Genomic DNA, 26,783 nt, shown 5'->3' on the forward strand with positions numbered 1-26,783 from the left:
ACACCGCGCACCCCCCGGCGGCGGGCCGACCCGTGGCGCGACCCGGCGTCCGCGGCGCACGCGGAGACACCGAGCCCCGGTGACGGCGGCACGCCGAAGGCCCCCGCGGGCCGACTGGGCGTGCGGGACGTGCTCTTCGGCGGGCGGGTGGCGCCGCGCGCACTGGCCGTCGTCGGGGTCATCGCACTCACCATCGGGGTGCTCGGGGGACTCATCGGCCGCTACACGGCCGAAGTGTCGAGCTCGCTCACCAGTTCGTCGGTGCAGCTGGTGCAGCCCGAAGGCGAGAGCGCGGATCCGCCGGCGAACAGGACTGTGGCCATCGCTTCGGCGGTCGTCCCGTCCGTCGTGTCGATCCAAGTGACCTCGCCCCAGTCGGTCGGTTCGGGCTCGGGCGTGGTTATCGACGGCGGCGGCTACATCGTGACCAACAACCACGTGATCTCGAAGGCCGCCACCGAACCGGACAACACCGAACTGCAAGTGGTCTTCTCCGACGGGCAGTCCGTTCCGGCCCGCATCGTCGGCCGCGACACGAAGACCGACCTGGCCGTCGTCAAGGTCGATGACGTCGACGACCTGACCGTCGCCCGGCTGGGCGATTCGGACATGCTCCAGGTGGGTGCCGATGTGGTCGCGGTCGGATCGCCGTTGGGGCTCAACAGGACCGTCACGGAAGGCATCGTGAGCGCGCTGGACCGCCCCGTGCCGCTGTCCGGTGACGGCACCGACACCGACGCGGTCATCGACGCCATCCAGACGGATGCGGCGATCAATCCAGGCAACTCCGGCGGGCCCCTGGTGGACGTCGAGGGGAAGGTCATCGGGATCAATACCGCCATCCGCACGCTTGGCGCGGACAGCAGCGGGTCGATCGGGCTCGGATTCGCGATCCCGGTGAACACTGTGGCGTCCGTGGCGCAGGAATTGATCCGGAACGGCGTCATGCATCATCCGGAGATCGGTGTCAATGCCCGCACGGTGTCCAACGACCGGGTGACCGGCGCCGAAGTGGCCAACGTGCAGGCCGACAGCCCGGCGCAGAAGGCAGGGATCCTCGAAGGCGATGTGATCGTCAAGGTGGGGGACCGGACGATCGCCGGCTCCGACGAGCTGACCGTGGCCGTGCACGAGTTGACGATCGGCAAGCCGGCCACGGTCACTCTGGTGCGCGACGGCCACTCCGTCACCGTCGACGTCACCCCGCAAAGCGACTGACCGGACGAGGGGCCGTTCGGCCGGGCTCGCGGGACACCAGACACCGCGGCGGCACGGGGCGTGCCGCCGCGGGCAGATCCGGTGTCGGCGCGGCGCGTCCGCGTGGGACCACGTACTCTGAGCGTGTGTTCGGCAATATCGGTTGGGCTGAGATGGTGATCATCGTGATCGCCGGTCTCGTCATCCTGGGCCCCGAGCGGCTGCCCGGCGCCATGTCCTGGCTGGCGCGCACGGTCAAGCAGGTCCGCTCGTACGCCACCGGAGCGCAGACGCAGCTTCGTGACGAGCTGGGACCGGAGTTCGAGGACCTGCGCAAGCCGCTTTCGGAGCTGCAGCAGCTGCGTGGCATGACCCCGCGCGCAGCCATCACCAAGCATTTGCTCGACGGCGATGATTCGTTGTTCACCGGCGAGTTCAACGCCGACGACGGCGGTGCGGGGACGACGCGCAATGGTGCGGCGGCGGCCGGTGCCGGTGCGGGGGCCGGCGACGGGGCGCCTCCGTCGCACGGAGTGAACGGCGGTGCTGTGAACGGCGGTGCTGTGAACGGCGGTGCTGTGAACGGCGGCGGAACCAACGGTGCGAGCGGGGCCGCCGAAGTCGACGGGGCCGGACGATCCGCACCACGATCGGACACTCGGGGCGAAACGCCGCCGGCGGCGCCGGGCGGGCCTGCCGCCTACGATGTCGACGCCACCTGACCGCATCGGGACCTGAACCCGCGCCAAGACTGCCGATCGGCCGCACCCGAACCGGCCACGGCCGCTGAATTGTCGACGAGACCCCCACGCGAGGGCGCGGGGGCCCTCGCGCCGAACACCCTGCCGGGTGCGCCGGGTCAGCGTCCGGCGGGGTCGATGCTCAGCGACATTCCCGCGAGCCCGCGCTTGCGCACGCTCAGCTTCTCCGCGATGGCGTTCATGGCCGCCCCGGCCGGCGTGTCCGGCCCGGACAGCACGATGGGGGTGCCTTCGTCGCCTGCCTCGCGCACCGCGGTGTCCAGCGGCACCTGGCCCAGCAGCGGCACGTCGGCGCCCATGGCGCGCGTCAGGTTGGCGGCGACGGCCTCGCCGCCCCCGGCGCCGAAGATCTCCATCCGGGTACCGTCCGGCAACTCGAGCCACGACATGTTCTCGATGACGCCGGTGATGCGTTGACGCGTCTGCAGGGCGATCGCCCCCGCGCGCTCGGCCACCTCGGCCGCCGCTTGCTGCGGCGTGGTCACCACGAGGATCTCCGCACCGGGGATCAGCTGCGCCACCGAGATCGCGATGTCGCCGGTGCCAGGGGGCAGGTCCAGCAGCAGCACGTCGAGGTCGCCCCAGAAGACGTCGGCGAGGAACTGCTGCAACGCGCGGTGCAGCATGGGGCCGCGCCAGACGACCGGCGCATTGTTGTTGGTGAACATCGCGATCGAGATCAGCCGCACATCGTGGGAGATGGGCGGCATGATCATCTTCTCCACCTGGGTGGGGCGGGCGTCCGTGCCCATCATGCGCGGCACAGAATGGCCGTAGATGTCCGCGTCGAGCACACCGACGGACAGCCCGCGCGCGGCCATCGACGCGGCGAGGTTGACAGTGACGCTGGACTTGCCGACGCCGCCCTTGCCCGAGGCGACGGCGTACACGCGCGTCATCGACCCCGGTTGGGCGAACGGGATCACCGGGTCGGCGGAGTCGCCGCGCAGGCTTCGGCGGAGCTCGGTGCGCTGCTCGTCGCTCATCACGTCGAGTTCCACGCGCACCGCCGCGACCCCCGGGACGTCGGCTGCGGCGCGAGTGACGCGGTCGCTGATCTCGCTGCGCATGGGGCATCCGGCAACTGTCAGGTAGATGCCGATGTCGACGGTCCCGTCGTCGGCGATGTCGATGTTGCGGACCATCCCCAGTTCGGTGATGGGTTTGCGGATCTCCGGGTCGTCGACGCGGGCCAGCGCCGCACGGACTGCGGGTTCGGTGAGCTCGGTCATCGCTTCCGATCATAGGACGCATGACGGCGCGACGGGCAATCCCGCCGCCCGGTTGCAATCCAGGTCACCTGTCGGGACGTGGCGGGAGGGCCGTGGGCCGTCATTTGAACGAATGTTCCTTTTACAAGAACATACACCGTGAAAAGGCTGTGGCTGGCCCGGGCGCCGAGTCCGCCACCAGCCGGGTTCAGGGGGTCGGCTGGCCCGGCGCGGGCGCCGCGCCAGGTGTCCCCTCCTTCGGCGTGGACGGTGCAGGCTCCGGAGCCGGGGGCGGAGGCGGCGGGCAGTTGAACAAGCACGGCAGCTCGATCTTGGGCAGTTCGATCTTGGGCAGCTGCACCGGAGGCAACCCTGGTACCTCGACCGTGGTGGCGGGGATGTCGGTGCCGGGGAGGGTCTCCGGCTCCGGTGCCTCGGCGGGCGTGGGCGGGTCCGGGAGATCCTCGGGGGTCGGCGCCGGCTCCGCGCCGTCCGGCGCGTCGATGGCCTTGTCCTCCGGCGAGATCGGCGGCAGCTCGCTGGGGGTGGGGTAGGCGCCCGTGGCGTAGGCATGCGCCCAGGCCTGGACGTTTTTCACATAGGCCATCGAATGGTTGTAGGTGAGGATGGCGCCTGTCGTCGCTGCGGGATCGGAGAGGTTCGACCCGGCCGCACAGAGCAGACGGCCGGCGGCGAAGGTGGCGTCGTAGACGTTGTTGGGGTCCGCGGCCCCGTCGTTGTTCCCGTCCGCGCCGTAGTGGCTCCAGGTGCCGGGCATGAACTGCATCGGCCCCACTGCGCGGTCGTAAGAGGCGTGGCCGTCGAGTGCCCCGCCGTCGGTGTCCGTGATGACGGCGTTCCCGGCGAGGTGCCCGTCGAGCACCGGCCCGAGGATCGTGGTCGTGGTATTGCCTCGGGAGTCCGCCGCGCCCCCGGAAGCATGGCCGGACTCGATCTTGCCGATACCCGCCAGCAGGTACCACGGCAACCCGCAGGAGGGCTGGATCTGCGCCATGAGATCTGCGGCGTGCTTGTAGGCGTTGAGCATGATGCCGGGGATGCCCAATGGCCCGGGGGCGAATTGCACCACGTCGCCGACGAGCGCCGCGGGGTTCACGGGCGCGTCGCCGCCCGCCGTGGGCGCGGACGCGGCCGGCTCGGGGGCGGTGCGGTAGCGCGGAATAGGCCGAAGTGCGGACGCGACGACGCCCGCGGGAGTGGGCTGGGCAGCTTCCTGTGCGGTGATGCGGACCTGTACCGCGCGCTCGGCGGGAGAGGCATGTGACCCGGGCAGGCCGGTGCCGGGCCCGGCGGCGGCCAGCGCGGCGAGGCCCAGGGGGAGAAGGGCGATCAGCGCGGCTCGTGTCTGCCAGCGATGCGGCGATGCCGACGGTGACGATGATGTACGCCGACGGCGTTCCAGCGCCGCCCTCCACGAACCGCTCAACTGCACGACCCCCATCCAGACCGAGACCCGAATGTGACCAAGGCTACAGAACGCGTGAGACGCCCGCAGTGCGAATCGCAAACGCGTGACGCCGCGTTGCGGACGAGTACGGGATGAGCGGACGTGCCGATGATCACACTGGTGCCATCGCCCTGTGCGCGGTCAAGCGTTACCCGTCTTGTGGTCGGTCCAGGGGTGCGCGCTGCAATTGCACTCCGCTGTCCGCGCCGGGGTCACGCGGCCGGCGGGCGGCATCGGACTCGTCGATCGCGTGCCGGGCGACGGCGGTCTGCTCGAGCAGCTCACGGATGTCGTCGAGCTCGCGTCGCAGATAGTCGCGGGTGGCGACCTCGCCGACCGCGATCCGCAGTGCGGCGAGCTCGCGCGCCAGGAACTCGGTGTCCGCCTTCGTCTGCGTCGCGCGGGCCCTGTCCTCCTCCATGGAGACGCGGTCGCGGTTCTCCTGCCTGTTCTGCGCCAGCAGGATCAGCGGTGCAGCGTAGGCGGCCTGGGTGGAGAACGCCAGATTGAGCAGGATGAACGGGTACGGGTCCCAGCGCAACTTGACGGCGGCGACGTTGAGGACGATCCACACGAAGACCACGATCGTTTGAATGGCCAGATAGCGCACAGTCCCGAAGAACCGCGCGATCTGCTCGCTGACCCTTCCCGCGGCCTCCGGATCGACGTGCAGGTGGAGCCGGCGCCGGTCGCGCGGTGTGTCGAGGCGCTGCGACCCGGTGGCGCGGCGCGTACGGGCATCAGACACTGTCGGCCCCTCCCTCCGGTAAACGGCCGCCCGGCGTCGTGCCGACGGCACGACGCCGGAGCCGTGTACGTTCCGGCGCGGCGTCGTCGACCACGATCTCGGCATCGACCAGGTCATCGTCGCGTTCACGCCAGTCGTCGGGCAGCAGGTGGTCGAGGAGGTCGTCGACGCTGACCGCCCCCAGCAGGTGGCCTTCGTCGTCCACGACCGGCCCGCAGACGAGATTGTAGGTGGCGAAATAGCGGGTCACGCGGGCCAGGCTGTCGGCGGGGTCCAGCCGCGGCAGGTCGTTGTCGACCACGCCGCCCACCATCGCGGCCGGCGGTTCGCGCAGTAGCACCTGCATGTGCACACAGCCCATGTACCTCCCCGTCGGCGTCACCGTGGGCGGCCGTGTGACCAGCACCATGCTGGACAGGGCGGGGGTCAGGTCCGGGTGGCGCAGGCGTGCCAGAGCCTCGGCGACCGTGGTGTCCGGCGTCAGCACCACCGGCTTCGGAGTCATCAGTCCGCCCGCGGTGTCCGGCGAATGCTCCAGCAGGCGGCGCACGGGGGCGGAGTCCTCCGGGTCCATCAGCTGCAGGAACGACTCGGCCTCCGGCTCGGCCAGCACTCCCAACAGGTCCGCCGCATCGTCGGGGTCCATCGCCTCGAGGACGTCCACCGCGCGGCTCTTGCCCAAGTGCGTGAGCAGGTCGGTCTGGTCGTCGGTGGGCAGTTCCTGGACGACGTCCGCCAGGCGCTCGTCGTCCAGGGCGGCGGCCAGCTCGTGGCGCCGTTTGTCCGGCAGCTCGCGCATCGCGATGGCCAGATCCGCGGGCCGCATGCCCTCGAACTGGGTGAGCAGCTCGGTGGCTCCTTGCCCGGGCAGCGTCAGCGCGTACTGGTCGAGCCCGTTGACATACTTCCAATCGGTCACCCGGATCGCGGAGCGGCGGCCGAGCCGGGTGCGCCGCTTGCGCACCGCGACGCGGCCCACCACCCAGTCGCGCGAGCGGGTGCGCTCCAGCCCCAGGTCCACGACCACCGAGTCGCCATCGGCGAGGTCGTCGAGCTCGGGATCGGTCACGCGCACGCGCGAGTCGAGGACCTCGCCGAAAACGAGCGTCTCGGTGGGGCGTCGGGTGAACCTGCGCAGCGAGACCGTGCCGGTGGTCAAGGTGATCGATGTGGGTTCGACGGAGGTGACGCGAAGCATCGGCACGAAGATGCGGCGGCGGGTGGCGAGCTCCACAACGAGCCCGAGCACACGCGGGGGTTGGCGCCCGAGCCGCAGGGCGATGACAAGGTCGCGCACCCTGCCGATGGACTCGCCGTCCGGGCCCAGGACCAGTAGGCTCGCGAGCCGAGCCGCATACATCTTGTTCACCGGAGCCATGAGGCAAGGCTAAAGCGTGGGTGCCGGATTCGCCGCTTGCCCACACCGGCCGGGGCTGTAAGGCTTGGAGTATGACCAATTCAATGCCGGGCGGGTCCGTGCCGGGAGGACCGCAGCGCGGCCGCGGGCTGCCGACCCCGCCGACCGGGTGGCCGATCGCCTCCTACACCACGTATGCCGACGCGCAACGCGCCGTCGACCATCTTGCCGACAGTCAGTTCCCGGTGGAGAAGGTGACGATCGTCGGCGTCGACCTCATGCAGGTCGAGCGCGTTCTAGGCAGGTTGACCTGGGCGAAAGTGCTCGCCGGCGGTCTGGTCTCCGGGGCATGGCTGGGCGTGTTCTTCGGGTTGCTGCTCGGGATCGTCACCGGCGGTTTCCTGGGCCCGCTGCTGCTCGGGCTCGTCGGCGGCGTCATCTTCGGGCTGATCTCGACGTCGGTGCCCTACGCGGCCTCGCGCGGCCAGCGGGATTTCGCCTCCACGATGCAGCTCGTCGCCGGACGGTATGACGTGCTGTGCGACCCCAGCCGCGCGGAGGAGGGTCGCGACATCCTCGCTCGTCTGGGGCTGTGAGTGCGGATATGGACTCAGCGAGCGGCGATCCGACTCCGGGACGCGTGATCCGGGTTTTCCCTGAGTACGGACATCCCAGTTCGCTGTGGCCCTCGAAGGAGCTTGTGCTCCGGCAATCGGACCGGCCGTATGTCCTCCCTGGTGACATCGGGATCGACGATGCACTCGGCGACGAGATCGTCGCGTGGACGGACTGCTTTCAGGAGTGCCTGGCCGAGGAGTACGAGGACTTCGATAGGAGGCCACGCTGGGCCCCGGGCATCAGCGCTTTCGATTGGTATGACGAAGGGCGCCGAATCGTTGCGGAGCTTCGTGCGCGCTTTCCCGACGTGCAGGTGCTGGGGCAGTTCGGAAATTACGTGTTCTCCGTGAATGAGATGAGGGAGAACGTCGGCCGCTTACCGATCAGCATGCCCGGGGAAGTCAGGAGCGGGTACATCGGCGTCCGTGACTTCGTTGCGCAGAATCTATACCGCTGACGCGAGGTCGCGGAACCCGGAGACGCTCGTCAGCGTCCCCCCAGGCCTGCGATCAGCAGGGCCTCCGCCAGCGCGCACCTTTCGATCTCCCCAGGGTCCACGCTCTCGTCCGGCGCGTGGATGTTGCACAGCGGCTCCTCCACGCCGATCAGTGCGATCTCCGCCTCCGGGTGCTGCTCGGCCAGGGCGGTGCACAGCGGGATCGCTCCGCCCTGTCCGCTGTACTCGACCTCTGCGCCGAAGGCCTTGCGCAGCGCGTCTGCCAGCGCCGCATAGCCGGGGCCGTCGGTGCGCGCGAGAAACGGGCGCCCCACGACCTCGCGTTCGACGCGCACCCGCACACCCCACGGCGCGTGCGCATGCAGGTGCGCCACCAGTGCGTCCTGGGCCGCGATCGCGTCCGTTCCGGGCGGCACCCGCAGGTTGATGCGGGCCGCCGCGTGCGGCTGCACCGCGGCGGCGGAACCGACGACGGGGGGACAGTCGATCCCGAGGACGGTCGCAGTGGGGCGCGCCCACACGGAATCGGCGATGGCGCCGCTGCCGATGACGTCGACGCCGTCGAGGACGCCGGCATCGGCGCGGAACCGGTCCTCCGGGTATGCGGCGCCCCGCCAGACGCCGCAGGCATCGAGACCGTTGACGGTCGTGTCTCCGTTCGCGTCGCGGAGGCTTGCGAGCATCGTGATGAGTGCGGCCAGCGCGTCGGGCGCAGGCCCGCCGAACATGCCCGAGTGCACCTCACCGGCGAGCGTCTCCACGTGCACGTCCACGTTGGCGTTGCCGCGCAGGCTGGTCGTCAGCGTGGGCCGTCCCGCAGCCGCGTTGCCGGAATCGGCGATGATGATCAGGTCGGCCGCGAACAGCTCGGGATGCTCGACCACCAACTGCTCCAGGCCGCCGGTCCCCATCTCCTCGGAGCCCTCGGCGACCACCCGCACGCCGACGCCCCCGAGGCCGCCGTCGCCGAGCGCCCGCAGTGCCGTGAGATGCATGACGAGGTTCCCCTTGCAGTCGGCGGCGCCGCGCCCGTACCAACGGCCTTCACGCTCGGTCAGTGTGAACGGGTCCGAGCCCCACGCGGCATGATCGCCGGTCGGCTGTATGTCGTAATGGCTGTAGAGAAGCACCGTCGGCATGCCCTGCGCCGGCGGACGGTGGCCCACGACGGCGACGGAGCCGTCGGCGGTCTCGACGAGTTCCACCTGGGGGATGCCCGCCGCGGTGAACGCGTCTCTTGCCCACCGCGCCCCGCGCAGGCACTCCTGCGGATCGACCTGGCGGGCGTCGGCCAGGGTGGGAATCGCGACCAGCTCCGCCAGGTCCGCGCGGGCCTGCGGCATGAGCCCGCGCACCTGCGCGCGCAACGCCTCGGCACCCCTGGACTCCGTTTCCGCATCTTCCATCGGGCGCATCCCTTCGCTGATCGGGCCGGGCTTCGGAGCCGGCGGGCCGCATCGTCGTCGTATGCCGACGACGTGCGCAGGGGCGCGGTCCGCATACGGTCGCCGCCGACGACGACCACTGTGCCACGACCGTCGGCGGTCCGTCCGGTTAGATGGCAGGCGTGGTGGACAACGTGATAGGGCAAGTCGAGGCGCATCTTGTAGAGCAGTTCGGCGGGGCGTCCGCAGGCGCCGCGTCGGTGACCTTCCTGGGGCTCGAGCCGATCGTCGTGCAGGCATTCGTGGCGGCTGCCCCGAGGCCGAACAGGTCTGCCGCGGGGGACGCTGACACGCTGCTGCACCTGGTCTCCGTCGGGTGCTCGCGCGCGCCGATGGCCGATCCGACGGAGATGGTCGCTGATCCGCAGCGCGGCCCGCGCGCCGAGATCGTCGTCGTACTGCGCCCCACGGGCGGCGGCGTTCCTGCCGGGCTGCACCGCTCGGTCGCGGTCCTGGCGGCGGCACCCGCGGTGGAAGGTGTCGTGTTGGCGCCCGACGGGATCGTCGACCTGGCCGAGCCGATGTGGCAGGGGTGCGCCTTCACCGCGGTGCTGCTCGGCGAGTCGGCTGTGCCGGATCTCACCCTGGGTCAGCCGCGCGACCCGGTGCGGTTCCTCGAGGCGGTACCCATCACCGCCACCGAAGCGGCCTGGGTCCGTGTCCGCGGTGCCGATGAGCTGCGTGCGGCGTGGGTCGAGGCGCAGGTCGATCCGCGTGATCCGGGGCGCCGCGCCGTGGCACTCTGACCGGACCGCTGCCCCCGTGCGCCGCCCGGTGCGGGCGGCGCACGCACCGGGCGGCGCACGGGGGCAGGGCGCCGGCGACAGGGTGCGGTCACCGCATGCGCGCGGCGCGATCACGCCGGCGCTGACAGACTGGATCCCGTGCGAATCGACCTGCATGCCCACACCACCGCGTCCGACGGCACCACCGCGCCGCGCGCCCTCGTCGCCGAGGCCGTGACCGCCGGGCTGGACGTGGTCGCGATCACCGACCACGACACCACGGCCGGGTGGTCGGAGGCGACGGAGGCTGCGCTGTCCGCACCGCGCCCGCTGTCGCTGGTGCGGGGGATGGAATGGTCGTGCGAGGCGCGGGCGGAGCCGGACCGGACTGAGCAGAACAGGCGGGTCTCGGTGCATCTGCTGTGCTATCTGTTCGATCCCGATGATCCGGCCATAGTCGCGGAAACCGAGCGACTACGGGGCGAGCGTGCGCGCCGCCTGCGCGTGATGGCGGAGCGTATGGCAGCGGACGGCCTCCCCGTGGACGCGGACGCGCTGTTCGCCGACCCGGGGCGAGTGCCGGGGCGCCCGCACCTGGCGCGGTTTCTGGTCGATCGCGGGGTCGTCGAGTCCATGCAGGCCGCGTTCGCCGGTCCGCTGAGCACGGATTCGCCGTACTACGAGCGCAAGCGCGATACCCCGGTCGAGGACGCGGTGCGCGCGGTGACGGCCGCCGGCGGAGTCACCGTCATCGCCCACCCGCGTGCGCGCAGCCGCGGACCGCTCATGGACATGGCCCAGATCGTGGAACTGGCGGAGTCCGGCCTGGCAGGCGTGGAGGCCGATCATCTCGATCATGACGCGGACGACCGTGCGTGCCTGCGGGACCTCGCCTCTCGCGCGGGCCTGGTGGTGACGGGCTCGTCGGACTTCCACGGCGGGAACAAGACGGTACGGCTGGGCGCGGAGCTCACCGCACCCGATCAGTATGCTGCGCTGGTGCAGCGGGCGAACGGAATCGACGTGGTGGGCACCTTGCGTGCGTCGGCGGACGAGGGGGCCTGAGTGGCGCGGGGGCGGGCGGACTGGGGCACCGGCGGGCGTGCCGGCGGCGCGATGGAACGCTCCGGCGACGACGACCGGGACCACGGGTTCCAGGGTTACGGGACGCACAACTTCGGGGCTCAGGATCACGAGTGCGCCAACGACGAAGGGGCCGTGTCCGGCAATGATGGCGCTGCGGCCCCCTATCGTGGGTCGGGCGCGGTGATGGCGGCCCCGGAGGGGCCCGGCCGGGCGGTGCGGGTGCTGCGTGCGCTCAGCGGCTCGGTCGTCGCCGGGCTGGTGCTGCTCACAATCGGGATCATCGTCGTATCCATCCTGGGCGGCAGGCGCGGCATTCCGGGGCCCGGCGACGAATCGCTGATCGTGCATCTTGTGGCGAGCGCCGTCGCCCTGCTGGCCCAGCGGTACGCGGACCGCCGCCGCGGTCTCGCGGCGGCGGCGAGTTTGCTGGTGGTGTTCTGCGTGGCGGGTGCCGTCCTGTGGACTCAATGGTGGGGGTAATCCGCGAAAACGGCGGCTGTAGTGTTGTGCGGGTAACAGGCCCGGGTGGGCCGGGTGACCCGGCCTGCTGCGAACACGCAGGAGAGTACGTGTCCACTGAATTCGATGCCGTCCACGCTCACCAGCAGACGCTCTCTTCGTTGACCGCGGAGGAGATCTTCGACGGACATGTCGGCGGCAAGCTGTCGGTGGAGACCACCACGGCACTCGACAACCAGCGGGCGCTGTCGATCGCCTACACACCAGGAGTGGCCCAGGTGAGCCGGGCCATCGCCGAGGACGACGCGCTGGCACGGCGGTTCACCTGGACCGAACGCCTGGTGGCGGTCGTCTCGGACGGCACCGCAGTGCTGGGGCTGGGGGACATCGGCCCGCGCGCGTCGCTGCCGGTCATGGAGGGCAAGGCCGCGCTGTTCAAGTCGTTCGCGGGGCTCGACGCGATCCCGATCGTGCTCGACACGCACGACCCCGACGAGATCGTCGAGACCCTGGTGCGGATGCGCATGAGCTTCGGCGCCGTCAACCTGGAGGACATCTCGGCGCCGCGCTGCTTCGAGATCGAGCGGCGCGTCATCGAAGCGCTTGATTGCCCCGTGATGCACGACGACCAGCACGGCACCGCCATCGTGGTGCTCGCGGCGCTCACGGCGGCGTCCAGGGCCGTGCACCGCGATCTCGCAGGGCTGCGCGTGGTCGTGTCCGGCGCCGGCGCGGCCGGGGTCGCCTGCGTCAACATCCTGCTCGCCGTCGGGGTGCGGGATCTCACGGTGCTCGATTCGCGCGGCATCGTCTCCGCGGACCGCGCCGATCTGTCCGAGAGCAAGGCGGATCTCGCGGCCCGCACCAATGCCGTGGGGCGCACCGGCGGCATCGCCGAGGCGCTCGACGGTGCCGACGTCTACCTGGGGGTGTCCACCGGCACCGTTCCCGAGGAGCTGGTGGCCACGATGGCGCCGGAGGCGATCATCTTCGCGTTGTCCAATCCCGATCCGGAGGTGCATCCCGACGTCGCCCACAAGTATGCGGCGGTCGTCGCCACCGGTCGCAGCGATTTCCCCAACCAGATCAACAACGTACTGGCGTTCCCGGGCGTGTTCCGCGGCGCGCTGGACGTCGGTGCCACCGAGATCACTGAGAACATGAAGGTCGCCGCGGCACACGCGCTGGTGGACCTCGTCGGGGACGATCTGGCACCGGAGCACATCGTCCCTTCGGCGCTGGACCCCCGGGTGGCACCGGCGGTCGCGCGCGCAGTGGCTACGGCGGCGGAGGCCGACGGCGTGGCCACCCGGCCGCTGCGGGATCCGGTGGTCGCCGCCGTGCGGAAGGGCGGCACTGCGGGGTGAGGTATCGCAGGTCTGCGGCAGCCGCCGCGGCGGTGGTGACGGCGGCAGTGGCGTTGACGGGGTGCAAGTCCACCACGGCGCTGGAACAGGAGTACTCGTCCACCCAGGTCGTGGTGGGCTCGGGTGCCTCGGCGGAGAGCCGGATCGTCGCCACCATCTATGCGGAAGCCCTGCGCGGCACGGGTATCGGGGTGTCGACCGATCTCGGTGTGGGCGACAGGTTCGATTACGTGCGGGCTCTCGAATCCGGGCGGATCAGCGTCGTCCCGGACGACACCGCGTCACTGCTCGCGTTCTTCCAGCGCTCGAACGCGCAGAACACCCCGGATTCGGCGCCCGACGCGCAGAAGGCCGGCGGCGAGACCGCGGCCACGTCGGACGAGCCGGGTGCGGTGAGCGCGGTCGAGGAGGCGCTGAGCCGCGCGTTGCCGCAATACCTCCGGGTATCCGACGCGGCCCTGGCCGAACGCGGTCAGACGTTGATCGTCGACGACGGCACGGCCCGAAAATGGGATCTGCACAGCGTGTCCGACCTGGCCGCACACTGCGCGGATGCGAATGCGAGCCTGGTGGCCGGGCTCGTCTCGGATGCGCAGGTGCGCGCTGCGCTGGCGGAGTCCTACGGGTGCACGTTCGCCGTGGTGGATGTCGTAGGCGCTCCCGCCGACGCGGCGGACGCGGTGACGCAGGGACTGTCGGAGGTCGGCGGCGTGACGACGCTGTCGCCGGCGGCATCGATGGACGGTTTCACCGCCCTGGAAGACGACCATGACTCGCTGCCCGCCGGGAACATCATTCCGATGTACCGCACGGCGAGCCTGGGCGACCGCCAGGTCGAGGCGCTCAACAACGTCGCCGGAGAACTGACCACCGACGACCTGGCCGGCATGGTGCGCCGGGTCGAGGTCGACGGCCGATCGGTGGCGGACGTGGTGGGCGAGTGGCGTGCCCAGCACGGCGTCTGAGCGTCCGTCAGGCCGTCAGGCCGTCAGCCGTTCGTGGAGGAACGCGGCGATCGCGTCCACCGATTCGGCGGCCTGACGGACCAGGCCCGACTGCAACTGGGCCACATGCCACAGCACGGGGGAGACGTCGAAGGTGACGTCGATCCCGTTCTTCCGCAGCAGCCGGACATACCGCACGGTGTGGTCGTGCAGCATCTCCCTGGACCCCACCTGCACGTAGGTGGGCGGGAATCCGTGGGTGTCGGCATGCAGGGGAGCGAAGCCCGGGTCGTCCGCCGGAGCAGCGCCACGGTATGCGTCGCAGGCGGAGCGTACCCATCCGCGTCGCAGGACGGCGTCGTCCTTCATCGTCGCCGCGTCGGCCCCGGGGTCCACCGCGGGCGCGATGAGGACCAGCGCGACGGGGCCTCGGCCACTGTCGAGCAGCCGGCGCGTGAGCGCCGCGGCGATGCCGCCGCCGGCGGAGTCCCCGGCCACCGCGATGGACGCCGAATCGCCGCCGTGCTGCCGGGCCAGGTCGGCGAAGGCGGCCTCGGCGTCGTCGACGGCCGCCGGATACGGGTACTCCGGTGCCAAACGGTAGTCGAGGGAGTAGACGACAGCGCCGGTGCCCCGTGCCAGCCGTGCGGTCAGCGGACGGTGCGTCCGCGGCGATCCGGCGACGAAGCCGCCGCCGTGCAGATAGAGCACGGCGGCCGTCGGCTCCGCCGGGGCGGCCGGGCCCGCCGCGACGATGCCGTCGCCGGCCGGCGGGGTTGCGGTGAACCGTTCCGCCGGTCGGCCGCCCAGGCGGACCGTGTCCCGGTGCACGTCGCGGACCACCGGCTGCACGCCGGATGCGAGGTCGAGCAGGCGGCGTTGCCAGGCTACCGGCATGCGGTCGTTGAGGATCGTCCGGTAAACGGGCCGTAGCGCGGTCTCGACCAGGCGCGGCGGCAGTGCGAATGCGGGCACGGTGGTGTGCAGTCCTTACCGGTCGGCGTCAGCGGGCCTCGGATGAGGAGGCGGCGCCCTGCGGTTTGGGCATCAGCAGCCCTGTGACCGTGGAGACGACGCGCTGGTAGCCGGACCCCGTGAGCCGGACGAACAGGTCCAGGGCCCGGGCGTCGAGGCCGATGAGGACGCGTCCGCGGTCCGCGTCGACCCCCTTGAGGATGCGGCGTGCGGCGGCCTCGGGGCTGGTGTGGGCCAGGTAGCGGTCGAAGAACTGGGCGAAATCGCGCTGCTGGTAACCCTCCGCAGTGGTGCTGTTGCGGGCGATCGCGGTCTTGATGCCTCCGGGATGCACACAGGTGACCCGGATGGGCCGTCCGGCAGCGAGCATCTCCTGGCGCAATGCTTCGGTGAACCCGCGCACCGCGAACTTGGCCGCGTTGTAGGCGCTCTGGCCGGGGATGGCGAGGAGCCCGAAAAGGCTCGACGTGTTGACGATGTGCCCGTCGCCGGACTCGATGAGATAGGGCAGGAACGCCTTGGTGCCGTTGACGACGCCCCAGAAGTCCACGTCCATGACGCGCTCGATGTCTTTGAACTCGGAGATCTCCACCTCGCCGGTGAAGGCGATCCCCGCGTTGTTGAAGACCAGGTTGACGGTGCCGAAATGCGCGTTGACCGCCGCGGCGTAGTCGATGACGGCCTCACGCTGGGTCACGTCGAGGGGCGCCGAGTGGACGTCCGCGCCGAGCTGCTCGGCCTGCCGGACGGTTTCGGTCAGGCCCAGGGTGTCCATGTCGGACAGCGCGAGCCGCGCTCCGCCTTGCGCCAGTTGGAGGGCGAGTGCCCGCCCGATGCCGGAGCCCGCGCCGGTGACCACTGCCACTTTGCCTGCGATGTCGGTCATGATGCGTTCTCCTCGAGGGTCGCGCCGGCACGGTCGCGGCCGGTCGGTCGGGTGGTCAGGTGGTAGGCGTCCAGATCGAAGCGCCTGGTGCTGCGGCGGAAATCGAAGGTGAATCCGGGCCACAGTGTGGTGTTGTTGCCGTGGCTGTCCAGATACCAGCTGGCGCAGCCGCCCGTCATCCACACCGACGGGCCCAGTTGGTCCTGGAGCTTGCGGTTGAAGTCGTCCTGCACGTCACCGCGCACTTCCACCGACGCGAGGCCGCGCCGGTGCATGGTGGCAACCGCGTCGACGACGTAGTTGATCTGGGATTCGATCATGTAGACCATCGAGCTGTGGCCGAGGCCGGTATTGGGGCCCACCATGAAGAACATGTTGGGGAAGCCGGCCACCGTGGTGCCCTTGTAGGCCTGCATGCCGATGCGGCGCCACGTCTGCGCCAGCGAAGCGCCGGAACGGCCGCGGATCACCTCGAAGGTGGGCGAGTCGGTGACGTGGAATCCGGTGGCCACGATCAGCGCGTCCACGGGGCGCTCAGTGCCGTCGGCGGTGATGATCGAGTGGGCGGCGACCTCCTTGACGGGGTCGGTGACCACGTCGACGTCGTTCCGGTCGAGGGCGGGGTAGTAGTCGTTGGAGATCAGCATGCGCTTGCAGCCGATGGTGAAGTCCGGCGTCACCTTGCGGCGCAGCGTGCGGTCTTTGATGCCGCGGCGCAGATGCAATAGTGCTGCGAGTTGCAGCGGCTTGAGCAGTGCGGGCACGTGGGCGAGACCCACCACCTGGGTTTCGCGCATGGCGTAGACCCCGGCGCGGGCCAGCCGCTGGAAACCGGGGACGTGCCGGAAGGCGAACCGTTCGGCGGGGGAGTAGCGACGGTCCGCGCGCGGCATGACCCAGGGTGCGGTGCGCTGGTAGACGTCCAGGTGGGCGACGTCGGCCGCGATCGACGGGACGATCTGGATGGCCGACGCGCCGGTGCCGATGATCGCCACGCGTTTGCCGGTGAGGTCCGCGTCGTGGTTCCACCGCGAAGAATGGAAGAGCTCGCCTTGGAATCCGGCGATCCCCTTGATGTCCGGGAGCGCGGGTTCGCACAGTGCGCCGACCGCCGCGATGACGGCGTCGGCCGTGTAGTCACCGTCGGTGGTCTGCACCTGCCAGCACGCGCCGTCACTGTCCCAATCCGCGCCGAGCACTTCGACGCCGAACCGGTGCCGGCCCAGCACGCCGGAGCGCTCCGCGACCGAGCGGATGTAGGCCTGAATCTCACCTTGGCGCGAGAACGACCGCGACCAGTCCGGGTTCAGCGCGAACGAGTACGAGTACAGCTGCGACGGCACGTCGCAGGCGGCCCCCGGGTAGGTGTTGTCCCGCCAGGTGCCGCCCACCTCCGGCCCCCTCTCGAGGACGAGGAAGTCCCCCTGACCCGCCTCGTCGAGCTTGATGGCGGCACCGAGCCCGGCGAACCCGCTGCCGATGATGAGCGTGCGGACGTGCCGGGGCGCGGTGCGGCCGCCCGCGCCGCCCTTGGTCGCTGTGGTCATGCCTCGAATCTAGAACGCTATTGAACTTGAGTCAATAGCAGGAGCGCGGTAATTGACTTCGAGTCAGTAGAATGACGCCCGTGGAAGAGAAGCGCACCAGACTCAGTCCGCAGGCCCGCCGCCGCCAACTCGTCACCCTCGGCGTCGAGATGCTCAGCGGCCGGTCGATCGACACGGTGTCGGTCGAGGAACTCGCGGAGAAGGCGGGCGTGTCGCGCGGGCTCATCTTCCACTACTTCGGGTCCAAGCAGGGGTACCTGCTAGCGGTGGTCCGGCACCTGAGCGAGGAGATGATCGCTTTCACCGATCCCGACCCGTCGCTGCCTCCGCTCGAGCAGCTCAGCGCGTCGTTGGCGGCGTATCTGGATTACGTCACCGAGAACCGGGACGGCTACGTGTCGCTGTTGCGCGGGAGCACGAGCAACGATCCGGAGATGCGCATGGTATTCGAACACACCCGGGGCGTGCTCGTGCAGCGTGTCCTCGAGCGGGTCCCGTTGATCGGCGTCGACATGACGCCTCGCGTGGAGTTGGCGGCGCGCGGCTGGGTGGCGTTCGTCGAGGAGACGGTGATCAGCTGGCTGCGCGAGCCCGGAGTCACCCGTGCGGAGCTGCTGGCACTGCTCAATTGGGCACTGCCGGCGGTGGCCATGCGCCCCGAGCAGGCGCTGGCCCTGCTCGCGTCCTCCGATACGTGAGTGTTGCGGCCCCGACGGATGGGGGCTGCATGACGAGGCAGGCGGAGGGCCGGGGCGGATGCCGAGGGCCCCGCCCCGGAAACGTTCCGGGGCGGGGCCCTCGTTATCCGTACACCGCAGACGGGCGCACGCGGTGGGGCGGCTAGCCGAACGCCGCCTCGATCACCTCGTGCTGCTCCACGGCGTGCACCTTGCTGGACCCGGAGGACGGGGCAGACATGGGGCGCCGCGAGACCCGCTGGAGGCTGCCGAGCAGGTCCGGCAGAAGATCTGGCAGCGCCAGCCCGATCGTCGGCCAGGCGCCCTGGTTGCCGGGCTCCTCCTGCACCCACCGGAAAACGGTGGCATTGGGGTAGGCCTCGAGCGCCTCACGGATCCGCCGCCGCGGCAGCGGGTACAACTGCTCGAGCCGGACGATCGCGGTGTCGGTGATGTTCTCCTTGTCGCGCTTGGCCGCCAGTTCGTAATAGAGCTTTCCGCTGACCAGGAGGACCTTGGTCACCGCATTGCGGTCGCCGCCGCCGCCGGTTGCGAAATGCGGGTCCTGCATCACCGAACGGAACTTGTTGTCGGTGAAGTCCGCGACCGGACTGACCGCGGCCTTGTTGCGCAGCATCGACTTGGGGGTGAACACCACCAGGGGACGGTGGATGCCGTCGTAGGCGTGCCTGCGCAGCAGGTGGAAATAGTTGGCGGGGGTCGACGGCACTGCCACGGTCATCGAGCCCTCGGCGCACAGCTGCAGGAACCGTTCGATACGACCGGAGGTGTGGTCGGGCCCCTGGCCCTCGTGTCCGTGCGGCAGCAGCATGATCACGTTGGACCGCTGCCCCCACTTGGCCTCGCCGGAGGAGATGAACTCGTCGATTATCGACTGGGCGCCGTTGACGAAGTCGCCGAACTGCGCCTCCCACAGCACAAGAGCATCGGGGTTACCGACGGAGTACCCGTACTCGAAGCCGAGTCCCGCGAACTCCGTGAGCGCCGAGTCGTAGGCGAGGAACTTGCCGCCCTTGTCGCCGCCCAGGTTGGACAACGGCGTGTACTCGGACTCATCCTGACGGTCGATGAGCACGGAATGGCGCTGGCTGAAGGTGCCGCGCCGAGAGTCCTGGCCGGACAGCCGCACCAGGCGACCCTCGTAGACCAGTGAGCCGAAGGCGAGGAGCTCCGCGAAGGCCCAGTCGACGCCGCCGTCACGCGACATCTTGCGCCGGCGCTCAAGCACCGGCTTGACGCGCGGGTGCACGGTGAACGCTTCGGGGAAGCCCAGGTGGGCGTCGCCGATGCGCTGGACGAGCGTGGGGTCGATGGCGGTCACCAGGCTGGTGCGCAGCGTCTGGTCTTCGAGGACCGAGGGGCTGGGCTCGGCGATGTACTTCTCGAGTTCACGCACCTCGTTGAAGACCCGCTCCAGTTGGCCCTGGTAGTCGCGCAGCGCGGCCTCGGCCTCGTCGAGCGAAATGTCGCCGCGGCCGATGAGAGCCTCGGTGTAGCTTTTGCGGACGCTGCGCTTGCTGTCGATGACGTCGTACATCTGCGGCTGGGTCATCGACGGGTCGTCGCCCTCGTTGTGCCCGCGGCGGCGGTAGCAGATCATGTCGATGACGACGTCCTTGCCGAACCGCTGCCGGAAGTCGACCGCGAGCTTGGCGACCCGCACGCAGGCCTCCGGGTCGTCGCCGTTGACGTGGAAGATCGGCGCGTCGATCATTTTCGCGACGTCGGTGCAGTACTCGGACGAACGCGAGTACTCCGGCGCGGTGGTGAAGCCCACCTGGTTGTTGACGATGATGTGCACGGTGCCGCCGGTGCGGTAGCCGCGCAGCTGGGCCAGGTTGAGCGTCTCCGCGACGACGCCCTGGCCGGCGAAGGCCGCGTCGCCGTGCAGCAGCATCGGCAGCACGGTGAAGCCGTCCTGGCCCTTGTCCAGCAGGTCCTGCTTGGCGCGCACCAGGCCCTCCAGGACAGGGTCGACGGCCTCGAGGTGCGACGGGTTGGCGGTGAGCGACACAGTGATGTCGTTGTCGCCGAACATCTGGATGTACGTGCCGGAGGAGCCGAGGTGGTACTTCACGTCACCCGAGCCGTGGGAGGCTTTCGGGTTCATGTTGCCCTCGAACTCGGTGAAGATCTGCTTGTACGGCTTGCCGACGATGTTGGCGAGCACGTTGAGCCGTCCGCGGTGCGGCATGCCGATGACGACCTCGTCCAGCGCGAACTCGGCGGCCTGGTCGATGACGGCGTCCATCATCGGGATCACCGTCTCCGCGCCCTCGAGCGAGAACCTCTTCTGGCCGACGTACTTGGTCTGCAGGAAGGTCTCGAACGCCTCGGCTGCGTTGAGCTTGCTCAGGATGTACTTCTGCTCGGCGACGGCGGGCTTGGTGTGCGGAACCTCTATCCGGTTCTGCAGCCACTCGCGCTGTTCGGGGTCGAGGATGTGGGTGTACTCGATGCCCATGGTGCGGCAGTACGCGTTGCGAAGCACGCCGAGCACGTCGCGCAGCTTCATCTTGTCGTGGCCGGCGAAACCGCCCACGTTGAACTCGCGGTCGAGGTCCCACAGCGTGAGGTGGTGGCTCAGTACATCGAGGTCGGGGTGGCTGTGCAACCGTGCCGGGTCCAGGCGCAGCGGATCGGTGTCGGCCATGAGGTGGCCGCGGTTGCGGTACGCCGCGATGAGCTCGAGCACCCGCGTGTGCTTGTCGATCACGCCCTCGGCGATGTCCTGCCGCCAGCGCACCGGTTCGTACGGGACCCGCAGGTCGGTGAACAAGTCGTCCCAGAACTCGTCGGAGAGCAGCAGCGTGTGAATGCGCCGCAGGAAGTCGCCGGACTCCGCACCCTGGATGATGCGGTGGTCGTAGGTGGACGTGAGCGTGAGCAGTTTGCCGATGCCCACCTCGGCGAGCCGTTCGTCGCTGGAGCCCTGGAACTCCGCGGGGTACTCCATGGCGCCGACGCCGATGATGGCGCCCTGCCCCTGCATGAGGCGCGGTACCGAGTGCACGGTGCCGATGGTGCCCGGGTTGGTCAGCGAGATCGTCACGCCGCTGAAGTCCGCGATCGTGAGCTTGCCCTCGCGGGCGCGGCGGACGATGTCCTCGTAGGCGTTCCAGAAGCGCGAGAAGCTCATTGTCTCGCAGTTCTTGATGGCCGCCACCACGAGAGAACGGTTGCCGTCCTTGCCGGGCAGGTCGATGGCCAGGCCCAGGTTGACGTGCTCGGGTGTGACGATGTGGGGCTTGCCGTCGACCTCGGCGAAGTGGCGGTTCATCCCCGGGAAGGCGGCGATCGCGCGGACGAGCGCGTAGCCGAGGATGTGGGTGAACGACACCTTGCCGCCGCGGGTGCGCTGCAGGTGGTTGTTCGCCACCACCCGGTTGTCGATCATCAACTTGGCGGGGATGGCGCGCACCGACGTCGCCGTGGGGATCGACAGGGAAGAAGCCATGTTCCTGGCGACGGCGGCGGCGGGGCCGCGCAGGACTCTGCTCTCAGATCCATCGCCGGAGTCCGGCTTGGCCGGGGCGGCCTTGGCTGCGGGGGCCGCCTTGGCGGGCGCGGGCTTCGAGGGGGCCGGAGCGGCCTGGCGGGTGGCGGCGTTCTGTCCGGCGGTGGGCTTCTGCGCAGACGCGGAGTCGGCGGGCGCAGCCGGGGCGGGTGCCTTCCGGGCCGGTGCCGGGGTGCCGCCGGCGGGCTTCGCGGTGCGCTGGCCGGCGGGGGGCGCGGTGGTGGACGTCGTCGCGGCGGGCGCGTGCCCCGGGGAGCGGCCGTTCTCACCGGTACCGGGCTGGTAATCGGCGAGGAAATCATGCCAACTGGCGTCCACGGAGGAGGGGTCCTCCTGGAAGCGCTGGTACATCTCCTCGACCAACCACTGGTTTTGGCCGAACTGCGACGTCGAGCTGCTGGTCACGGCAGAAATTCGCCTCGTTTCGTTCTTCGCTCATCGATCAGCGTGCATGCCTGTACAGGCTATCGTGTCCGCACAGTCGGGGCGCTACCTCATCCTGTTTCGCGGCGCTGCCCGGCGCGGCAGTGGCGGGCAGCGCGCGAAGGCCCCTCGGACGGGGGTGGTTCATGCGCGTGCAGGCTCGGTGGTCGCGGAGGCGGCGAGCAGCCGCGAGTAGTGGCCTCCGGCATGGCGAAGGTGCTGCGGCGCGCCCCGTTCCACGATCCTGCCGCCGTCGACGACCACTATCTCGTCCGCCTGTTCGGCGGTGGCGAGTCGGTGGGCGACGAGCACGGCGGTGCGATCGCGGCGCACCCTGCGTCCGGCCGCGAGCACTGTGAACTCAGTCACCGGGTCGAGCGTGGCGGTCGCCTCGTCCAGAAGGAGGACGTCCGGGTCGACGAGCTCCGCGCGGGCCAGGGCGATGAGCTGACGTTGCCCGGCCGACAATCCTTGCCCCCGTTCGCCGACGGGATGGAGCATTCCGCCGTCGAGTCCGGCGATGGCGGGGAGGGCGCCGACGGCCCGGGCCGCGTCCTCCACCTGACCGCGGGATGCGTCCGGCCTACCGAAAGCGATGTTGTCGGCCACGGTCCCGGTGAACAGGTGCGCCTCCTGAGGGACCACGCCCAGCCGGCGGCGGTAGTCGTGCAGGGGATGGCGGCGGATGTCCGTGCCGCCGACGCGCACCGTGCCGGAGGTCGCGTCGTAGAAGCGCGCGATGAGCTTGACGATGGTCGATTTGCCCGCCCCCGTGCGACCGACCAGTGCCACGGTGGTGCCCGGGGCGATCTCCAGATCCACTCCGGTCAGGGCGGGCGGCGATTCGGGCGCGTACCGGAAGTCCACGCCGACCAGGGCGACGGCCCCGTCGAGCCGGTCCACCGGAACGGCGCCCGGGGTGCCTGTGGGGTCGACGATGGAGCTGGGGGTCCGCAGCAGCTCGCCGATCCGGCGCAGCCCCACCCGCGCCTGCTGATACCCGTCGAACACTTGCGAGAGTTGCTGGACGGGGCCGAACAGCAGCCCCAGATACAGCACGAAGGCGGCGAGAGTGCCGGCCGAGGTGGTGCCGGCGGCCACCTGCTTGGCGCCGACGAACACGATGGCCGCGAGCACGAGGTCGGATATGAGCGTGATCAGCGGGAAATACACCGAGATCGCCACCTGGGCGCGCATGCGCGAGCGCAGGTACGACTCCGCCAGGCCGGTGAACCGGGCCGCGGCCGTCTGCTCGCGCCGGTGGGACTGCGTCGTGCGCAGACCGCTGATGTTCTCCTGGAAGTCGGCGTTGACGGCCGACACCCGCTCGCGTGAGGTGGTGTATGCGGCCGACGAGATCCGCCGGAAGACGACGGTGGCGGCGATGAGCGGGGGGAGCGCGCACAGTGCCATCAGCCCCAGGGTCGGGTCCGTCACGAGGAGCGCCGAGAGCACGCCGATGATCGTCAGCACCGCGACGATCGCCGTCGACAGCCCGGTCTGCAGGAACGACGAGAGGGCGTCGACGTCGGTGGTCATCCGGGTCATGATGCGGCCGGACAGCGTCTTCTCGTAGTAGTCCAGTCCCAGGCGCTGCAGGTGGCTGTAGCTGCGCACGCGCAGCCCGTAGAGCAGCCGTTCGCCGGCGCGCGCGGTGAGCACCGTCATCCGGGACACGATGACCCAGTTGACGGCGACGACCGCGGCGGCGCCCGCGGCCGTGAGATACAGGATGTGCGGCCGGTGCGGGAGAACGCCGTGGTCGATCGCGTACCGGACGATGATCGGGAAGGACAACCCGACCGCCGTATCGAGGGCCACGAGCAGCGCCACCAGTGCCAGCAGGGGCGCCACCGGGGCGAGCATGCGCCGCAGGCGGAAGTCGAGGTCGGGGGCGCGCAGGCCGCGATGGTCCATGCGCGGATCCTCAGTGGCCGGGGGAAGCGCGGCGAGTGCCCTGCGCAGCTCCGGCGTGGCGGCCATCGCGCCCAGTGCGCCGTCGTCGTGCTCCTCCGGCGGGGGTCCTCCCGCGGCGCCGGATTCCCGGGACCAGAGCCGCGCGGAGTCCAGCGCGCCATCGCCGCCGCGGTCCGAGTCGGCGGCCCTGCCGTCGCCCGCTCCGCCAGCGGTCGCCCGGTGGACGAGCTCGGGGTGGATGAGCTCGCGGAACAGGCCACTGCGCGCGAGCAGCTCGGTCTCGGTCCCGGAGTCGACGACGCGGCCGCCGTCGAGCACGGCGATGCGGTCGGCGAGGGCGAGGGTGGAACGGCGGTGCGCGATCACGATCGTCGTGCGGTCGGCGCGTCCGGCTCGCAGCGCGGCGAAGATGCGCGCCTCGGTCTCCGCGTCCACGGCGGACGTCGCGTCGTCGAGCACGAGCAGGCGCGGGTCCTGCAGGATCGCCCGTGCGAGCGCGATCCGCTGCCGCTGGCCGCCGGACAGGGTGAGTCCGCGTTCGCCCACCGCCGTGGCGTAGCCCTCGGGAAGCGCGGCGATGAACTCGTCAGCGTCCGCGGCCACCGCGGCGGCGCGGATGTCCTCGTCGGCAGCGGCCGGCCTGCCCAGCGCGATGTTGGCCGCGATGGAGTCGGAGAACAGGAAGGGCTCGTCGAAGACCACGGCCGCGGTCTCTCGCACGCTGTGCAGCGCAAGTTCGCGCAGGTCCACCCGGGCGGCGCCGGACGTGAACGCGACGATGCCCGCGTCGGGATCGTAGAAGCGGTCCAGAAGCTGGGCCAGCGCCGACTTCCCGGACCCGGTGGGGCCGACGAGCACGAGGGTCTCCCCCGGTGCGACGGTGAGGTCCAGACCGTCGAATACCGGACGGCCCGGCGTGTACGCGAAGTCGACGTTCCGCACCTGCACGCCCACGGGACCTTCCGGCAGGGCCGAGGGGGCGTCGGGCTCGCCGATCGTGGGCCGGGAGTCGATCACGCCGAAGACCCGCTCCGCTGCGGCGCGGGAGAGCTGCACCATGACGAGCATCCCGGCCATGATCCGGGCGATCGCCGCCAGTCGCGTGATGTAGGTGGCGAAGGCCAGGAACGTGCCGATGGTGAGCGACCCCCGCATGGCGAGCCAGCCGCCGAGGGCGATGACGGCGACGAGGCCGAGCTGGGGGAGTGCGGCCAGTGCGGGGGCGAAGCGTGCGTTGACCCGGGCGGCGCGCATCCGGCGGGCGTAGAGGGTGCGCCCCAGCGTCTCGATGCGCGCGATCATGCGCGACTCCTGCCCGAAGCCCTTCACCACACGGACACCGGTGACCGTCTCCTCGACGTGCTGCGCGAGGTCCGCTGCCCCCTGTTGGGCGGACCAGGTGGCGGCGTGCATGGATTTACGGCTGACGTAGGCCACTGCGGTGATGCACGGCGCCACCGCCAACGCGACGACGGTGAGCAGAGGCGACAGGTAGGCCATGATCGCGAGTGCCAGCACGAACTGCAGCGCCGAGCCGGCGACCATCGGGAACATCGACAGCAGGCCCTGCGTCAGCTGCAGGTCGGTGATCGACCGCGACACCACCTGTCCGGTCCGGATCCGGTCCTGCGTGCGGCCGTCGAGCCGTTGAATGGTGGCCAGCAGGTTCAGGCGCAGGTCGTGCTGGACGTCGAGGGAGAGCCGTCCCGCGAGGACACGGCGCCCGAACATGCACGCCCAGCGGACGCACGCGAGCGCCGCGATGGCCACCGCGATGCCTGCGATCGTCGCGGTGCGACCGGCGGTGGCATCGTCGAGCGCGCTGCGGGTGAGCAGGGGGAACGTCAGTTCCATGACAGTGGCGCCGGCGGACAACGCCAACGCGCCGAAGAGGACGCCGCGGCGCGCCATGCACATCACCCACAACCGGCGCAGCCACCCGGGCGGGGAGGCGGTGCGGGACGACTGGTGGCGCTGCGGGCGGGCGGTGGTCACCGTGCGTGGTCCCTCACCGGTCGGCACCCGTCACACGGCGGCGCCCGTACCGGCGCCGCCGGGGCGTGCGTGACAGCCGTGCACCGGCCCGTTCGATCCCATATCAGTGATCGTATGCCCGGCCCGGGACGATGACGACCCGGCTTCCCGAGTCGGTGAATCCCAGACTGTCCGCGAGGGCCGCGGCGGCGGTGGATTCGACACGGATCCTGGCTTGGCAGATCAGCCCGCTGTCTAGGGCCTCGCCGACGGCGATGTCGACGATGGTGCGGGCGTGGCCGCGCCGGCGGAACCCCGGTGCGGTGACAACGCGCAGGTCCGCCAGAAGGTGGTGCACGGCGGTGTAGCCCGCCAGCGCCACGCGCGATTCGTCGTCGAGTACGAGCGTGCAGGGCTGCGCCGGGTGCGGCGGCGCCGATTCCGGCGGGTCGTGCTCTGCGCCTGGGGCGGCGACCGCGCCCGGAGTGCGGAGGATGTCCCTTCGGTCGTCGGCCGGCGAGGCGTCGAGGACGCGGGCTGCATCGTGGGCGCTGCGCGAGACCACCGGCACGGCAGCGCCCGGTGCGATGGCGGGCGCGTAGTGGTCACGGAATGCGAGTCGCTCGCGCGCGGCCGTGCGGGTCCCGGTGCCCGGCTGGTCCTCGGCGACGGCGGCCACCGCGGTGCCGTCGAGGAAGGCGGCGGAGGGCAGCTGCGCCGCCACGTCGACGAGCCGACCGGGCCCTCGGAGCGCCGAAGCGCCGAAGAGCTCGACGAACTCGAGCCCGGACAGTGCGTCGTCGCGCACCAGCGCGCGCTCGCCTGCACGGGAGAAGGCGGCGTCATCGCTCAGCGACAGGCCGCGCGACCACGCGAGCCCGATGACGGCCGCGGTGTGTGCGTCCACGTGGCCTCCTCGGGATTGATCGGGGACCGCGCGACGAGCGCGAGCGGGCCCGGGGAATTATTGCAGCCGGGGCGCGGTGCGGGCCCGGCAGGATGA

19 protein-coding genes and 2 pseudogenes are annotated in these 26,783 nt (G+C 70.6%); 10 read left to right on the plus strand and 11 right to left on the minus strand.

Going from position 1 to position 26,783, the window contains the following annotated elements; translation table 11 throughout:
* Together JJ683_RS05325 and tatB are read left to right on the plus strand one after the other, a co-directional pair.
* On the plus strand, positions 1-1,218 hold a 1,218-nt coding region (locus tag JJ683_RS05325; RefSeq protein ID WP_200171940.1), incomplete at its 5' end, for a S1C family serine protease.
* 125 nt (positions 1,219-1,343) lie between these two features.
* Positions 1,344-1,634: pseudogene (gene tatB, locus JJ683_RS18925) on the plus strand (Sec-independent protein translocase protein TatB); the annotation flags it as partial.
* Positions 1,635-2,056: 422 nt separating this feature from the next.
* On the opposite strand, the gene JJ683_RS05335 reads toward tatB, so the two are convergent.
* From JJ683_RS05335 to JJ683_RS05350, 4 genes and pseudogenes are all read right to left on the minus strand, one after another.
* Entirely contained in the window at positions 2,057-3,190 is a 1,134-nt protein-coding gene (locus tag JJ683_RS05335; protein ID WP_200171944.1) for an Mrp/NBP35 family ATP-binding protein, read from the minus strand.
* A gap of 187 nt (positions 3,191-3,377) precedes the next feature.
* Complete coding sequence (locus tag JJ683_RS05340; protein WP_307810694.1) at positions 3,378-4,622, minus strand: lytic transglycosylase domain-containing protein; 1,245 nt, start codon at positions 4,620-4,622, stop codon at positions 3,378-3,380.
* Positions 4,623-4,785: 163 nt separating this feature from the next.
* Complete coding sequence (locus JJ683_RS05345; protein ID WP_307810695.1) at positions 4,786-5,385, minus strand: DUF1003 domain-containing protein; 600 nt, start codon at positions 5,383-5,385, stop codon at positions 4,786-4,788.
* Between the two features lie 112 nt (positions 5,386-5,497).
* Positions 5,498-6,763 (minus strand): annotated as a pseudogene (locus JJ683_RS05350) (magnesium transporter MgtE N-terminal domain-containing protein); the annotation flags it as partial.
* A 71-nt stretch (positions 6,764-6,834) separates the two neighbouring features.
* Between JJ683_RS05350 and JJ683_RS05355 the strand changes: the two are divergent.
* Positions 6,835-7,338 carry a YflT domain-containing protein gene (locus JJ683_RS05355; RefSeq protein WP_158726749.1) on the plus strand — a complete coding sequence of 168 codons (504 nt, stop codon included), beginning with the start codon at positions 6,835-6,837 and terminating at the stop codon, positions 7,336-7,338.
* A gap of 8 nt (positions 7,339-7,346) precedes the next feature.
* Positions 7,347-7,817, plus strand: a complete 471-nt coding sequence (locus tag JJ683_RS18930; RefSeq protein WP_242474429.1) for a hypothetical protein — start codon at positions 7,347-7,349, stop codon at positions 7,815-7,817.
* A 29-nt stretch (positions 7,818-7,846) separates the two neighbouring features.
* On the opposite strand, the gene JJ683_RS05365 is transcribed toward JJ683_RS18930, so the two are convergent.
* Positions 7,847-9,223, minus strand: coding sequence for a dipeptidase (locus tag JJ683_RS05365; protein ID WP_200171952.1), 1,377 nt, complete (start codon positions 9,221-9,223; stop codon positions 7,847-7,849).
* Between the two features lie 152 nt (positions 9,224-9,375).
* Here JJ683_RS05365 and JJ683_RS05370 point away from each other — a divergent pair, with 152 nt between their 5' ends.
* The 5 genes from JJ683_RS05370 (at position 9,376) to JJ683_RS05390 (ending at position 13,864) form a co-directional block, all read left to right on the plus strand.
* Positions 9,376-10,008 (plus strand): suppressor of fused domain protein, encoded by a 633-nt coding sequence (locus JJ683_RS05370; RefSeq protein ID WP_200171954.1) that lies wholly within the window; start codon positions 9,376-9,378, stop codon positions 10,006-10,008.
* Between the two features lie 138 nt (positions 10,009-10,146).
* Positions 10,147-11,052, plus strand: coding sequence for a PHP domain-containing protein (locus JJ683_RS05375; RefSeq protein ID WP_200171956.1), 906 nt, complete (start codon positions 10,147-10,149; stop codon positions 11,050-11,052).
* Positions 11,053-11,553: a hypothetical protein gene (locus JJ683_RS05380; protein ID WP_307810697.1), complete on the plus strand. Its 501-nt coding sequence runs from the start codon at positions 11,053-11,055 to the stop codon at positions 11,551-11,553.
* An 89-nt stretch (positions 11,554-11,642) separates the two neighbouring features.
* Positions 11,643-12,899 carry an NAD(P)-dependent malic enzyme gene (locus JJ683_RS05385; protein ID WP_307810698.1) on the plus strand — a complete coding sequence of 419 codons (1,257 nt, stop codon included), beginning with the start codon at positions 11,643-11,645 and terminating at the stop codon, positions 12,897-12,899.
* Positions 12,896-13,864, plus strand: a complete 969-nt coding sequence (locus JJ683_RS05390; protein ID WP_200171960.1) for an ABC transporter substrate-binding protein — start codon at positions 12,896-12,898, stop codon at positions 13,862-13,864. Before JJ683_RS05385 ends, JJ683_RS05390 begins: the two co-directional genes overlap by 4 nt.
* 15 nt (positions 13,865-13,879) lie before the next feature.
* On the opposite strand, the gene JJ683_RS05395 is transcribed toward JJ683_RS05390, so the two are convergent.
* The 3 genes from JJ683_RS05395 to JJ683_RS05405 are packed head-to-tail and all read right to left on the minus strand — an operon-like array spanning position 13,880 to position 17,251.
* Positions 13,880-14,818, minus strand: a complete 939-nt coding sequence (locus JJ683_RS05395) for an alpha/beta hydrolase (protein ID WP_307810699.1) — start codon at positions 14,816-14,818, stop codon at positions 13,880-13,882.
* 28 nt (positions 14,819-14,846) lie between these two features.
* Positions 14,847-15,704 (minus strand): SDR family NAD(P)-dependent oxidoreductase, encoded by an 858-nt coding sequence (locus tag JJ683_RS05400; RefSeq protein WP_200171962.1) that lies wholly within the window; start codon positions 15,702-15,704, stop codon positions 14,847-14,849.
* Positions 15,701-17,251 (minus strand): flavin-containing monooxygenase, encoded by a 1,551-nt coding sequence (locus JJ683_RS05405; protein WP_200171964.1) that lies wholly within the window; start codon positions 17,249-17,251, stop codon positions 15,701-15,703. The genes JJ683_RS05400 and JJ683_RS05405 overlap by 4 nt, the downstream gene beginning before the upstream one ends.
* Before the next feature lie 80 nt (positions 17,252-17,331).
* On the opposite strand from JJ683_RS05405, the gene JJ683_RS05410 reads away from it, so the two are divergent.
* The gene (locus JJ683_RS05410) at positions 17,332-17,949 is read left to right on the plus strand and encodes a TetR/AcrR family transcriptional regulator (RefSeq protein ID WP_486398936.1); all 618 of its coding nucleotides are present in this window, start codon (positions 17,332-17,334) and stop codon (positions 17,947-17,949) included.
* Positions 17,950-18,091: 142 nt separating this feature from the next.
* Here the strand turns inward: JJ683_RS05410 and JJ683_RS05415 are convergent, their stop codons facing one another.
* The 3 genes from JJ683_RS05415 to JJ683_RS05425 form a co-directional block, all read right to left on the minus strand.
* The gene (locus tag JJ683_RS05415; protein WP_200171968.1) at positions 18,092-21,871 is read right to left on the minus strand and encodes a multifunctional oxoglutarate decarboxylase/oxoglutarate dehydrogenase thiamine pyrophosphate-binding subunit/dihydrolipoyllysine-residue succinyltransferase subunit; all 3,780 of its coding nucleotides are present in this window, start codon (positions 21,869-21,871) and stop codon (positions 18,092-18,094) included.
* Between the two features lie 162 nt (positions 21,872-22,033).
* A complete protein-coding gene (locus JJ683_RS05420; protein ID WP_200172068.1) occupies positions 22,034-25,723 on the minus strand; it encodes an ABC transporter ATP-binding protein in 3,690 nt (1,229 codons plus the stop codon).
* A 181-nt stretch (positions 25,724-25,904) separates the two neighbouring features.
* Positions 25,905-26,687: a GNAT family N-acetyltransferase gene (locus tag JJ683_RS05425; protein WP_200171970.1), complete on the minus strand. Its 783-nt coding sequence runs from the start codon at positions 26,685-26,687 to the stop codon at positions 25,905-25,907.
* Between the last annotated feature and the right edge of the window lie 96 nt (positions 26,688-26,783).

Origin of the sequence: Tomitella cavernea (genome assembly GCF_016599145.1) — a bacterium.
Taxonomy (GTDB): domain Bacteria; phylum Actinomycetota; class Actinomycetes; order Mycobacteriales; family Mycobacteriaceae; genus Tomitella; species Tomitella cavernae.